This is a genomic window from Parapedobacter tibetensis, assembly GCF_024704835.1.
Taxonomy (GTDB): Bacteria; Bacteroidota; Bacteroidia; order Sphingobacteriales; family Sphingobacteriaceae; genus Parapedobacter; species Parapedobacter tibetensis.
In genome coordinates, this window is sequence record NZ_JAMXBE010000018.1 from 23,031 (window position 1) to 35,957 (window position 12,927).

General features: G+C 46.7%; 9 protein-coding genes. 2 read left to right on the plus strand and 7 right to left on the minus strand.

Annotated features, from left to right (window positions below; translation table 11 throughout):
* Window positions 1-104: 104 nt before the first annotated feature.
* Both dnaE and NF543_RS21790 read right to left on the minus strand, forming a co-directional pair.
* On the minus strand, window positions 105-4,535 hold the full coding sequence (gene dnaE / locus NF543_RS21785) for a DNA polymerase III subunit alpha (RefSeq protein ID WP_257670318.1): 4,431 nt from the start codon (window positions 4,533-4,535) through the stop codon (window positions 105-107).
* A gap of 216 nt (window positions 4,536-4,751) precedes the next feature.
* The gene (locus NF543_RS21790; RefSeq protein WP_257670319.1) at window positions 4,752-5,393 is read right to left on the minus strand and encodes a DinB family protein; all 642 of its coding nucleotides are present in this window, start codon (window positions 5,391-5,393) and stop codon (window positions 4,752-4,754) included.
* Between the two features lie 333 nt (window positions 5,394-5,726).
* Between NF543_RS21790 and NF543_RS21795 the strand changes: the two genes are divergently transcribed.
* Both NF543_RS21795 and NF543_RS21800 read left to right on the plus strand, forming a co-directional pair.
* Complete coding sequence (locus NF543_RS21795; protein WP_257670320.1) at window positions 5,727-7,037, plus strand: ammonium transporter; 1,311 nt, start codon at window positions 5,727-5,729, stop codon at window positions 7,035-7,037.
* 227 nt (window positions 7,038-7,264) lie between these two features.
* Window positions 7,265-9,178, plus strand: a complete 1,914-nt coding sequence (locus NF543_RS21800; RefSeq protein ID WP_257670321.1) for an amidophosphoribosyltransferase — start codon at window positions 7,265-7,267, stop codon at window positions 9,176-9,178.
* Window positions 9,179-9,202: 24 nt separating this feature from the next.
* Here NF543_RS21800 and NF543_RS21805 read toward each other — a convergent pair whose 3' ends face one another.
* Genes NF543_RS21805 through NF543_RS21825 form a run of 5 tightly spaced genes read right to left on the minus strand, consistent with a single transcriptional unit; the run spans window position 9,203 to window position 12,877 of the window.
* A complete protein-coding gene (locus NF543_RS21805; RefSeq protein WP_257670322.1) occupies window positions 9,203-10,177 on the minus strand; it encodes a bifunctional riboflavin kinase/FAD synthetase in 975 nt (324 codons plus the stop codon).
* A gap of 55 nt (window positions 10,178-10,232) precedes the next feature.
* Window positions 10,233-10,952 carry a tRNA pseudouridine(55) synthase TruB gene (truB, locus tag NF543_RS21810; RefSeq protein WP_257670323.1) on the minus strand — a complete coding sequence of 240 codons (720 nt, stop codon included), beginning with the start codon at window positions 10,950-10,952 and terminating at the stop codon, window positions 10,233-10,235.
* Window positions 10,952-11,746 carry an undecaprenyl-diphosphate phosphatase gene (locus NF543_RS21815; RefSeq protein WP_257670324.1) on the minus strand — a complete coding sequence of 265 codons (795 nt, stop codon included), beginning with the start codon at window positions 11,744-11,746 and terminating at the stop codon, window positions 10,952-10,954. Before NF543_RS21815 ends, truB begins: the two co-directional genes overlap by 1 nt.
* Window positions 11,746-11,985, minus strand: coding sequence for a DUF3098 domain-containing protein (locus tag NF543_RS21820; RefSeq protein WP_257670325.1), 240 nt, complete (start codon window positions 11,983-11,985; stop codon window positions 11,746-11,748). Before NF543_RS21820 ends, NF543_RS21815 begins: the two co-directional genes overlap by 1 nt.
* Window positions 11,986-11,998: 13 nt before the next feature.
* Window positions 11,999-12,877, minus strand: coding sequence for a cell division protein FtsX (locus tag NF543_RS21825; protein WP_257670326.1), 879 nt, complete (start codon window positions 12,875-12,877; stop codon window positions 11,999-12,001).
* Between the last annotated feature and the right edge of the window lie 50 nt (window positions 12,878-12,927).

Here is a 12,927-nt window from a genome sequence, read left to right on the forward strand (position 1 = left end):
TTTTATTTGATAATTTACTTTTTAAATCCAACTTCCGGATTTTCCGTCTTCACAAAGGTAATCATCAAATTCATTGCCAAGGCATAAAAGCAGACAATCTGACATTAATTTAACTTGTAGTTGACACCGTTCATTTCGGTAAGTGCCTCAATAAAATCGTTGCTTGGGCTGATTTTTACGCCTTTCGACGGCATTTCAATGCTGATTTCCGCGTCGAAATCCCGCACCGCAAATCTCAATTGGCAGGTTTTGTTTTCGTGTTGCTCCATATTGGCGTGCACGATGTGTTTGATACGGCTCACAAAATCATCATCCAATTCATGCAAAGGGATTTGTATGGTGATGCATTTGGCTAGCTTATCCCGCAAATCCGAAAGCAGCTGCATGCTTTTCACCTCAAAACCCCAATTACCAACCTGTCGGTAACGTTCTTGAATGACACCCCTTACCTGTATGAAGTAACCCTCGTGGAGGTATCCCTTCATCTTCACATAATCCTCGCCAAATAAGGCAATTTCATAGGAGTCCGTATAATCCTCAAGCATCATCACGCCAAAGGGTTTGCCGTTTTTGGTGATACGGTGGTTGGCGGCAGTTACCATTCCACCAATGATGAGTTCCCTATTCTTAATTTTATTGAATTCCATACGGACCTCATCGTCTATTTCCAGTCCCTTTACTTTATCGATGAACGTAAGCAAACGTACCGGATGTTGGCAGAAATGGTCGATTTCGAACCTATAATTGTCTAACGGATGGCTGGTGAGGTAAATACCGATGACATCCTTTTCGTACTTTAGTTTTTCGATTAATCCCCATTCCGGGCAAACGGGGAGGGTAGGTTCGGGGATCTGAATTTCACTGCTGTCACCAAAGAGGCTTACCTGTGCCGAATTTTCATTCTCCTTATATTTTGCGCTATATTTCAACGCCTTTTCCAAGGCAGTCCCCCCATCTCCGTCGGCATGGAAATATTGTGCACGGTGCGTGCCCGGGAAACAATCAAATCCGCCGGCATAGGCAAGGCTTTCAAAAGCCTTTTTGTTGGCAGCCCGCAGATCAATACGTCTTGCGAGGTCAAAGATGGATTTATAGGGGCTGTCTTCTCGATTTTGGACAATGGTTTCCACGGCTCCAGCCCCCACGCCTTTCACAGCTCCCATCCCGAAACGGATAGCATTCTGTTCGTTTACGGCAAATTTATAGAACGACTCATTGACATCGGGCCCCAAGACCTGTAGGCCCATCCGCTTGCATTCTTCCATGAAGAATGTAACTTGTTTGATGTCGTTCATGTTGTTAGACAGCACGGCAGCCATATACTCTGCGGGGTAGTGGGCCTTGAGGTAGGCAGTTTGGTAGGCCACCCAAGCGTAGCAAGTGGAATGCGACTTGTTAAACGCATAGCTAGCAAATGCTTCCCAATCTTTCCATATTTTCTCAAGCACTTTAGCGCTGTGGCCGTTGGCGGCGGCTTGCTCGATAAATCTTGGCTTCATCTTATCGAGTACATCACGCTGCTTTTTACCCATGGCTTTACGGAGTACATCCGCCTCGCCTTTGGTGAAGTTGGCGAGTTTTTGCGACAAGAGCATCACCTGCTCTTGGTATACGGTTATTCCGTAGGTTTCCTTGAGGTATTCCTCACAGGCTTCCAAATCATAGGCAATGGGTTCATGGCCATGCTTACGGCGGATGAAACTGGGAATATATTCCATAGGACCCGGACGGTATAAGGCATTCATGGCTATCAAGTCACCAAAAACCGTAGGCTTAAGATCCTTCATGTGTTTTTGCATGCCGGGCGACTCGTATTGGAAGATGCCGATGGTTTCGCCGCGTTGGAAAAGCTCGTAGGTTTTTTGGTCGTCTATCGGGAATTCATCGGGGTTGAGCTCAATACCATGCCGAAGCTTCACGATTTTCACCGTATCCTTGATAAGCGTAAGGGTTTTAAGGCCCAGGAAGTCCATTTTGAGCAACCCAGCGCTTTCTACTACGGAGTTATCAAATTGTGTAACGTACAGATCGGAATCCTTGGCTGTAGCTACCGGTACAAAGTTGGTGATGTCATCAGGCGTGATGATGACGCCGCATGCATGTATACCTGTGTTGCGTAGTGATCCTTCGAGTATTTTGGCTTGGCGGATGGTTTCAGCTTCCACACCGGTGCCGCCTGCAATGGAGACCAGTTGTTGAACGTTTTCCAATTCCTCCGAACGCAGGGCACTTTTCAGTGCCTGCGCATCCATACTGAAGATTTTATTGAGTTTCAGGTTGGGAATGAGCTTGGCAATCTTATCGGCCTCAAACAAAGGTAAATCCAGCACCCTTGCCGTGTCACGTATTGAGGATTTGGCTGCCATGGTGCCATAGGTGATGATCTGAGCTACCTGGTTTGCGCCATATTTATTGATCACATAATCCATCACGCGTCCGCGGCCCTCGTCGTCGAAATCAATGTCGATATCGGGCATGGAAACACGGTCAGGATTGAGGAACCGTTCGAAAAGCAGGTCGTATGCAATGGGGTCGATGTTGGTGATGCCCAAGCAATAAGCCACCGCCGAGCCTGCCGCTGAACCCCGGCCGGGCCCTACCGATACATCCAATTTTCGGGCCTCTGCAATAAAATCTTGAACGATGAGGAAATAGCCCGGATATCCGGTATTCTCGATGGTTTTCAGTTCGAAATCCAATCGCTCGCGTATTTCGGGCGTAATTTCCGGATATCGTTTTTCTGCCCCTACATAGGTGAGGTGGCGTAAATACTTGTTTTCACCCCGTTTTCCACCATCCAGTTTATCCTCATCCACTTGAAACTCGTTCGGGATACCAAACTTAGGTAACAGCACATCACGATACAACGAGTATGGTTCGATTTTATCCAGGATTTCCTGGATGTTGAGGATGGCCTCGGGTAGGTCGACAAAGTCCTTTCGCATTTCCTCGCCCGATTTGAAGTAGTATTCGTCATTGGGAAGCCCGAAGCGGAAACCACGGCCACGACCCTTTGGGGTGGTCAGTTTTTCCCCATCCTTCACACAAAGCAGGATATCGTGCGCATGGGCGTCTGCTTTGTTTATATAATACGTATTGTTGGTTGCCACCACGTTCACCTCATGCTTGTTGGCCAATGCAATGAGGCTTTGGTTCACGCGGTCCTCATCTTCCTGACCATGTCGCATCAGCTCGATGTAAAAATCACTGCCGAATGTGTTTTTCCACCAAACCAAGGCCTCTTCAGCTTGGTTTTCGCCCATGTTGAGGATTTTACTGGGGACTTCGCCATAGAGGTTGCCGGAGAGGACGATGATATCTTCCTTGTATTGCTCAACAACCTTTCGGTCAATCCGAGGTACATAATAAAACCCTTTGGTATAAGCTATGGACGACATTTTGGCCAAGTTATGGTAGCCGCGTTTGTTTTTGGCTAACAATACGATTTGGTAACCATTGTCTTTTCGGGATTTATCCGTGTGGTCTTCGCACACGAAAAATTCGCAACCCACGATCGGCTTGATGACCGTCTCTGTAGGCGTTTCACCATTTTCGACGGCGGTCTTGTTTTTAGCTTCCGCACCCTTGTTATGGTTGAGTACACTGCTCACAAAATGGAATGCTCCCATCATGTTGCCATGGTCGGTAATTGCCACAGCCGGCATCCCCTGATCGGCAGCCGCTTTGACCAGGTTTGTGACGGAAATGGTGGATTGCAATACGGAAAACTGCGTATGGTTATGCAGGTGCACAAAATCCACCTTGGCCATATCCCTTTTGTTGGCCTCAAGCTCCTGTTTAGAAATATCTGATGCTTGATGGCTTTGTTGGCGTCTGCGGATTTCATCAGACGCAGCCTTGAGGTTGATATGGGTAAGCCCAATGGGCTGTGCAGGTTGGGGGTGGTTCTTCCTGAATTCAACGAAATAGCCGGTATCTGCCTGCAGTTCCTCAGGCGTGAAGATATCCCGTTTCACCAATTCGAGGAAACAACGCGTGGTAGCCTCTACGTCAGCCGTAGCATTATGCGCTTCGGAAAAAGGGATACCGAAAAGGTACTGGTGTAATTCAGTAAGGGTGGGCAATTTGAACTTGCCTCCGCGGCCACCGGGGATTTTGAGCAACTCGGCGGTCACTTCTGTACAAGTGTCCAATATAGGTATACTCGCCAAAGCAGTATCCACACCAAGGCGGTGGAACTCACATCCCATGATGTTGATATCGAAGCCAATGTTTTGCCCCACCACAAACTTTGCCTTGGCCAACGCCACATTGAACTTTTCGAGCACTTCTTCCAAGGCTATGCCTTGTTCGCTGGCCAATTCGGTGGAAATACCATGGATACGCTCTGCATCAAAGGGGATGTTAAACCCATCTGGTCTCACCAGGTAATCCTGATGCTCCAAGAGGTTGCCCATCGCATCATGCAATTGCCAAGCGATTTGTATGCATCGTGGCCAGTTGTCGGTATCGGTAATAGGCGCATCCCACCGCTTGGGAAGGCCTGTCGTTTCGGTGTCAAATATCAAATACATCGCTTGCCTCAAAAAAACCGGTTGGGTAAACGAATTACCCAAACAAACTTACGGTTTTTTAAAAGGAAAGCCTAATGAGATCATGGGCTTTAATCAGGAGGATACGCCAATTGGTTGTGTTTATACGGATTAGGTTTTCCACATTTAAGATTATAACCTCGCAGGTTTGTGCGCAGTTATCGCACTGGAGTACCTGCGAGGTTTTGGGTATTTTATTTAGTTTGTAGGAAAACCATCGGTCGCCTTCACCTCCTCAATTTGCAAGGTGTGGCGCGCGGTATGGCCAGCAATGAAAAGCAACCAATGATAGGCATCCGTAGCCCCGAAAGGGGAGTCGCTGATGTGATTGCGCAGGTCATCGATGGATACCTTTTCAATGAGCGCCAGTATTTCGGCCCGTTGGTTAGTTAAATCATCCAACGCGGTTTTCTGATCGGTGTATATTCCTTTAGGTTGCAGCCCTTCGGATGCCTTGACCTTGGAACTGCGGTCCGTGATGCCATCAATGATTTTTTGGTCGGTCACTTCTACCTCATTTCTCCGTTCCGGATTGGCCGGCTTATCAAGCGATTCCTTGGTCATGTCGAAGAGCATTTTCTCGGTCAGGATAATGTGTTCCAAGCACTGGCTTATCGACCATTCCTCAGCAGAGGGCTTGTATTGCAGTTGAGCCTCACTCAGGTTTTCGACGCTTTTTTGTAAATCATTCCCGGTTTTGCGGTAATAATCCCGCAGGAAGGCCTTGTCGTTTTGCAGTAAAACAAAACTGCTGTGCGTGTGATCCGCAGGATGGTTTACCTCTTTCGAAGTAAATGAAAAGGCCAAAAAGGCCATGAACATAAGCAATAGCTGTTTCATGATGTTAAACGGTTTAATACATAGCGGGTTATTCCGCCATGATACAAATATAAGGTTAATCACAAAAATCAATAGGGGGGATTGAGACTTTATAGCGGGTACAATGCGACAACTTGACGTGCGTATTTAGTTGAATAATAATTTTATTAAATTTTCTATTTATCTTGAAAATAATTCAAAAAAATAAACATTTTATTGATAAATTTATATTTATATGCTACTTTTGTCTTTAATTAATCGCTAATCAAACAAAATAAGCTGTCAAATCAGAGTTTTTATGAAAATTCTGGGATAACGACTGGCTTGTTGGAGTATTAAATTGCTACATAACTAATGAAATCAAAAAAATCTACGATTCCTTTTATTTTGCTCGTCATTGTCGTCCTATTGGCGCTGTTTTATCCTGGAATGCCTATCGATGGTGACAACGAATATGATACCGCCGACATCGCTTGGATGTTGACCTCCACAGCTTTGGTGTTGATTATGACACCAGGTCTAGCTTTTTTCTATGGCGGTATGGTCAAGAAGAAAAACGTAATTTCCACCATGCTCCAAAGCTTTATCTGTATGGCTGTGGTAGCGGTCGTATGGGTGGTATTTGGTTTCAGCTTGGTATTTGGAGAGTCTGTTGGCGGCATCATAGGCAATCCAGCCACTTACTTTATGTTTGAAGGGGTGCTAGGTGGGCCTAATTGGCCTGGAGCGCCCACCATTCCTTTTGTTTTATTTGCGATGTATCAACTCAAGTTTGCCATCATTACCCCGGCCTTGATTACGGGAGCTTTTGCCGAGCGGATAAAATTTACATCCTATGTGTTGTTTATTTGCTTGTTTTTTGTATTCATATATGCCCCGCTCGCTCACGCTACTTGGCATCCCGATGGGCTATTGGCCGGTATGGGGGTGCTCGATTTCGCGGGGGGCACGGTGGTGCACATGTCTGCTGGTGTCACGGCATTGGCCTCGGCCCTTTACCTCAAACAGGGCTACTCGAACGGGGGACATAACCCTGCGCGAATTACCTATGTAATATTAGGTACGGGCTTGCTATGGTTTGGATGGTTCGGGTTCAATGCCGGCTCCGCATTTGAAGCAAGTGATTTGGCAGCTACCGCATTGGCCACCACCAGCACCGCCTCCGCCGCTGCCGCCTTGGCATGGATATTTTTCGATGCTGCAAGGGGTAAAAAGCCCACCGCCATGGGCGTATGCATCGGGGTAGTGGTTGGCTTGGTTGCCATCACACCTGCAGCAGGTTTTGTAACGGTGCCCCATTCGTTGATTATCGGGGTGGTCGCGTCCATTATCAGCAGGTTAGTAGTCGAATGGCGCACCCATTCACGGGTGGACGACACGCTGGATGTGTTTCCAAGCCATGGTGTGGGTGGCATGGTGGGGATGCTGTTTACAGGGGTTTTCGCTACGCATACTATAAATGAAGCGGTGGAGACTGATGGGTTGTTTTTCGGGGAGACCGGTCTTTTCATTGCGCATGTCATCGGCTTAGTTGGCGCTGCCGTCTTCACGTTTGTGATGGCGTTTGCTTTGTTGAAAGTTACCGACCTGATCAGTAAATTGCGTGTATCCCCGGAAGAGGAAGAAATGGGGCTGGATATCAGCCAGCATGGGGAGACACTGTAACGGAGTGATGAAGTCCAGAAGTCAGAAAGACCGAAAATCAGGAAGTCTGCAAGTAAAGGAAAGGTATCTTTGCGGGAAGCGAAGCGTCTTTGCGGGCTTTGCGTGAAAGGAGTCGGGAAGACCGAAAGTTGGGAAGTAGTGTGGCCGTATAAAAATAGCAATAAAACCAAAAACACAAAAAAATAAATACATAAAAATTGTGTATCTTTGCGTCCTCAAAACACAACATGAGTGACGCTATCAAACATGAGTGCGGTATCGCACTGATTCGCCTGCTAAAACCCCTTTCATATTATCAGGAAAAGTACGGTACGGCCCTATACGGCATCAATAAGTTATATTTATTGATGGAAAAACAGCATAACCGTGGACAGGACGGAGCCGGTATTGCTACCATCAAACTCAATGTAAAACCCGGAAACCGCTACATCAGTCGTTACCGGTCCATGGCGCCAAACGCGGTGGCCGATATTTTTGAGTATGTACAGCGGAAATTCGCAACCGTGCAGCGCACCTACCCAGATCGATTTGCAGATAGTCAATGGCTCAAGGAAAATGTGAGTTTTACCGGAGAAGTGCTGATGGGACACCTGAGGTATGGCACACACGGCAAAAACAGCATCGAAAGCTGCCATCCATTTTTGCGTCAAAACAATTGGATGACACGTAACCTTGTGATAGCCGGCAATTTCAACATGACCAATGTGGATGAATTGCTTGAGCAGCTATATGAATTGGGCCAGCACCCAAAGGAAAGGGCAGACACCGTCACAGTATTGGAAAAGATCGGCCACTTCCTGGATTCCGAGAACCAAGAACTGTTCGACAAATTCAAGCTTGAAGGCAACCACAGTAACATCGATATCAGTGGATTGATTGCTGATAACCTCGATGTGGCTCGGATTTTGCGCAAATCGGCAAAGACCTGGGATGGGGGATATACCATCAGTGGAATATTGGGTCATGGCGATGCTTTTGTGATGCGTGATCCAGTGGGCATCAGACCGGCATACTACTACATCAATGACGAAATGGTGGTGGTCACCTCCGAGAGGCCCGCCATCCAAACCGCATTCGATGTGAAGTTTGAAGAGATCAACGAGATCAAACCGGGCTATGCATTGATTATAAAAAAAGACGGTACCATTACCGAGGAGATGTTCAGGGAACCCGTGGAAAAGAAGGCGTGCTCGTTTGAACGGATTTACTTTTCACGGGGCAGTGATGCAGCCATCTATCAGGAACGGAAGTATTTAGGTAGATTATTATGCCCGCAAGTACTGGATGCGATTGACCGTGATATTAAAAACACGGTGTTTTCATACATCCCAAACACGGCGGAAGTGGCTTTCTATGGCCTCGAAGAGGGTATCAATGAATATGTTCGCAACTTGCAGAAGGATACCCTGCTGAACAGGGCAGATAAGATTTCTGATAAAGAGTTGGACGATATGCTGAGTATCGCACCCCGATTTGAAAAGCTAAATATCAAAGACGCCAAGCTCCGGACATTTATTACACAGGATGCCGACCGACAGGACATGGTACAGCATGTGTATGATACGACCTATGGTGTGGTAAAGAGCCATGTGGATACCATCGTGGCGGTAGACGACTCGATTGTGAGGGGCACCACCCTTAAACAAAGTATCTTGACCATTCTCGACCGGCTACATCCCAAAAAAATCGTTATCGTTTCCTCCGCACCGCAAATCCGCTACCCCGATTGCTACGGCATTGATATGTCGCGCATGGGTGAATTCGTGGCCTTCGAGGCAGCGGTTTCCTTGTTATACAAGCACGGGATGGGTGAGGTTGTAGAAGAAGTATACAGAAAATGCCTAACATCATTGGAAATGCCCAAGGAAGAAGTGGAAAATTACGTGAAGGCCGTGTATGCGCCATTCACGGATGAAGAGATTTCCAAGGAAATAGCGGGCATCATTCGCGGAACGCATATTAAAGCCGATGTGGAGGTTATATACCAAAAACTGGATAACCTGCATATCGCGTGCCCCGGCCATAAGGGAGATTGGTATTTTTCCGGCGATTACCCAACCCCAGGAGGCAACAGGGTAGTCAACAGGGCATATATGAACTGGGTGGAAGGCAAGAATGTACGCGCGTATTTTAGCGCTTAGTTGGTTATCGGCGGTCAGTTCTATTTACATATCCAATAATTCCCTTACCTTTTTCTCATCGACGGACATTTGATCCACTAATTCTTGCATGGTCTCAAACCATTGGTCGTGCCGGATGAAATGAAGGAACTTCACACGTAGTGTTTTGCCGTAAATATCCCCTTGGAAGTCGAAGAGATGTACTTCAATGCTTCTACTTACACCATCGACGGTAGGTCGGGTACCGATATACCCCATCCCTTTGACAATGTGTTCAGGTATGTTCGGACGGTAAGGCCCTGTTTTGATTTCCTTTGGCTCAATGATGGCTGCCTCCACGGCATATATGCCGTAGGCGGGGATGAGCTTATGGTTCTCCTGCACTTGGAGATTGGCCGTAGGATAGCCGATACCCCTTCCCAATTGATTGCCCCTGATGATCCTGCCCGTTAATAGGAACGGATATCCTAAATAGCTGTTTGCCGTATCAATGTCGCCTTTGATAAGTGCCTCCCGTATTTTGGTGGATGACACGGCTACATCATTAATATCCTGCTCAGGGATCTGTTCCACCTCGTAGCCATAGATTTCGGCATGCTTGAGCAAATCCTTGAGCGATCCTTCACGGTCCTTGCCAAACTGATGGTCATAACCGATAACGATTTTTTTGGTGCCAATTTTGCCCACCAGCACCTCGCGGATATATTCTTCGGGCGACTGGTTTGAAAAATCACGGGTAAATGGGGTGATGATGAGGTGGTCTATACCGGCATCTGCCAGCAGTTGTACTTTTTCCTCGATATCACTGATGATCCGTAGGCTGTCGTCCTCCGGGTGCAGAATCATGCGGGGATGTGGAAAAAAGGTAAGCAATACCGTTTCGCCGTTGATATTCCTAGCGCATTCCTTTAATGTGCTCAATATTTTTTGATGACCGATATGTACACCATCAAAGGTGCCAATGGTGACCACTGCATTATCCAAAGGGATAAAATCTTCAAGGTCTCTATAAATGTTCATCTAGAAACTGTTTGTGCAAAGGTAAAAGTTTTCAGTGGCTTATGCATTCAGGGCTTCAATCGTTAGCGGCAGCTTTCGTCTCCCGTATGTGTTTGACCAAATCGGCCACTTGCCAAGCGTTTTCTACTTGGAAATTTCCACTTTTTGTCCTTCTCAGACTGCTTAAGTGGCCACCATTACCCATGACCTTACCAAAGTCGTGAGCCAACGAACGAATGTAGGTGCCCTTACTGCATACCACCCTAAACTCGACATCAGGCAAGGCAATGCTCACCACCTCGAATTCACGGATTTGAACGATACGTGATTTGATATTAACTATTTCACCGCGTCGGGCCTTTTCGTATACACGCTCCCCATCTATTTTTACCGCCGAATGTGCAGGGGGTATTTGTTCGATTTCACCTACAAAGGATGCTGCTGTTTCCGCAATCATTTCATTGGTGATGCCTGAAATATCAAACCGCTGGTCTATCTCGCGCTCCAAATCATAGGATGGGGTGGTGGCCCCCAAGGTGATGGTGCCTGTATATTCTTTTTCTTGAGCTTGGAATTCTTCAATTCTTTTCGTGAATTTACCCGTGCATAGGATAAGCAGGCCAGTAGCCAAGGGGTCGAGCGTGCCCGCGTGGCCTACCTTTACTTTCTGTGGTTTGATGGCATTGCGGATTTTCTGCACAACATCGAAGCTGGTCCATGTGAGTGGTTTATCAATCAACAGCACCTCGCCCTCGGTAAAATGGAATGGGGTATGATGTGTGGGAGGAAGTTCCATTATAAGATTTGCAGGCTGTGCCCACTTAGCAACATGGCAATGATAATGCCGCCCACAATGATTCGATACCAGCCAAATGCCTTAAAGCCGTATTTGGTGACCACACCTATAAAGGACTTGATGGCAATGATGGCCACGACAAAACCAATCATGTTGCCAATGATAAGCAGGTTGATTTCCTTACTGTCTAACCCATTTCCATTGTCAAAATGACTTTTCAGCTTCAGCACAGTGGCCCCAAACATCATTGGAACAGCCAAGAAGAAGGAAAACTCCGCAGCCGCTTTACGGGTGAGGTTCTGTGTCATCCCCCCAATGATCGTGCTTGCGGATCGTGAAGTGCCCGGTATGAGCGCCAAGCATTGGAATAAACCGATTTTTAGGGCTTGCATGTAACTGATGTCGTCCGAATCATCTATCGTCGGTTTATTGAATAAGCTATCGATAAACAATAATACGACACCACCAATAACCAGCATAATGGCTACCGTCAATGGGCTTTCGAGCATGCCATCGATATGGTCGCTGAACAAAAAGCCAAATATGGATGCAGGTATGGCGGCCACCACGAGTTTATAGTAAAACGTCAGCGAACGGAAAAAGCGCTTATAGTAGAGTGCCAAAACCGAAAGGATGGTGCCAAGCTGAACGGCAATGGTAAACAATTTGACGAATGGGGTGGGGGGTATCCCCATCAAGGCCGATACGATAATCATATGGCCAGTGGAAGATACGGGTAAAAACTCCGTGAGGCCTTCGACAATGGCCAACACAATCACTTCAAATAAAGACATTAACTGTTCCTGGGGGTTTTAGGTTTTATCAAAATAGCTACCACACCTAACGCAAAACCCAATACCACCGTAAACGGGGCAAGCGTGATTTTGGTGAAACTATAAATGTCTTCTGTCCCGATCATCAGGATGAATCCGAGTAGAACCACCGCAATGCTCAGTAAAAACAACTGGTAATTTCGTTTTCCAAATACAAAAGAGACCTTTCCAGGCTGTTGTGGTTTTTTCTGTTGTGACATAAGCGATATGATATTATCTGTATAGTTCGTTGGATTTCAACCTTAAGTATTTGCTGACGGCAAAATAGGTGCTCAATCCTGAAATCAAGATTCCAAGTAGGGCTACGATAACGAATATGGCAATGAATTCAATCCAGTTGCGCAAGAACACCAATTCAGGGATTTCCCGTTGCCCAAAATGCAGGGTTAGCAGCAAGAGCAGGATGGCAATGAGCGCTCCGAGCAGTCCATGCAGGATGCCGTAGCCCAAAAACGGGCGCCTGATGAACCCCTTGGTAGCACCGACCATCTGCATGCTTTTAATCAGGAAACGCTGCGAATAAACGGCCAACCGGATCGTGTTGTTGATGAGGGCTACGGCTATGATGAGCAGGATGGCTGTAAACGCTAGTATCACTAACCCAATGATGCGGATGTTCTGGTTAACCATGTCGATGAGCGACTCCTGATAAACCACTTCCTTCACCATTTTATTAGCTGATACCTTTTCGATAAACGTGGTGATGCTATCCGTATTCGCGTAAGCGGCTTTCAGATATACATCGATGGAAGACAACAATGGATTGTGCCCCAGGAAAGACACGAAGTCTTCGCCCAATTCCTCCGAAAGGTTCTTGGCGGCCAACTCCTTGCTGATGTACTGCGAACGTAGCACATACTCATCCGCATTCAGATCCTTTTGCAAAGCCAAAACATCTCCTTCGCTCACCCCTTCATTCACGATGATGTTCAGCACGATGTTCTCTTTTACATAATTGGATAAATTCTTCGCATGCACCAATATAAGCCCCAGCAAACCGGTCATCAACAGGACCAAAGCAATGCTGATAACCGTAGATATGTATACGGATTTGGTCTTTTTTGAGGATGCACTTACTTCATAGACTTCCATCTTCACATGGTTTTGCAGGCGAAATTACTGATAAGATATGAGATATTGGC

What these genes read in the sequence shown, in the direction of transcription:
- dnaE (WP_257670318.1), bottom strand. Translation starts at nt 4,535, where the DNA reads ATGTATTTGATATTTGACACCGAAACGACAGGCCTTCCCAAGCGGTGG.
- NF543_RS21790 (WP_257670319.1), bottom strand. Translation starts at nt 5,393, where the DNA reads ATGAAACAGCTATTGCTTATGTTCATGGCCTTTTTGGCCTTTTCATTT.
- NF543_RS21795 (WP_257670320.1), top strand. Translation starts at nt 5,727, where the DNA reads ATGAAATCAAAAAAATCTACGATTCCTTTTATTTTGCTCGTCATTGTC.
- NF543_RS21800 (WP_257670321.1), top strand. Translation starts at nt 7,265, where the DNA reads ATGAGTGACGCTATCAAACATGAGTGCGGTATCGCACTGATTCGCCTG.
- NF543_RS21805 (WP_257670322.1), bottom strand. Translation starts at nt 10,177, where the DNA reads ATGAACATTTATAGAGACCTTGAAGATTTTATCCCTTTGGATAATGCA.
- truB (WP_257670323.1), bottom strand. Translation starts at nt 10,952, where the DNA reads ATGGAACTTCCTCCCACACATCATACCCCATTCCATTTTACCGAGGGC.
- NF543_RS21815 (WP_257670324.1), bottom strand. Translation starts at nt 11,746, where the DNA reads ATGTCTTTATTTGAAGTGATTGTGTTGGCCATTGTCGAAGGCCTCACG.
- NF543_RS21820 (WP_257670325.1), bottom strand. Translation starts at nt 11,985, where the DNA reads ATGTCACAACAGAAAAAACCACAACAGCCTGGAAAGGTCTCTTTTGTA.
- NF543_RS21825 (WP_257670326.1), bottom strand. Translation starts at nt 12,877, where the DNA reads ATGGAAGTCTATGAAGTAAGTGCATCCTCAAAAAAGACCAAATCCGTA.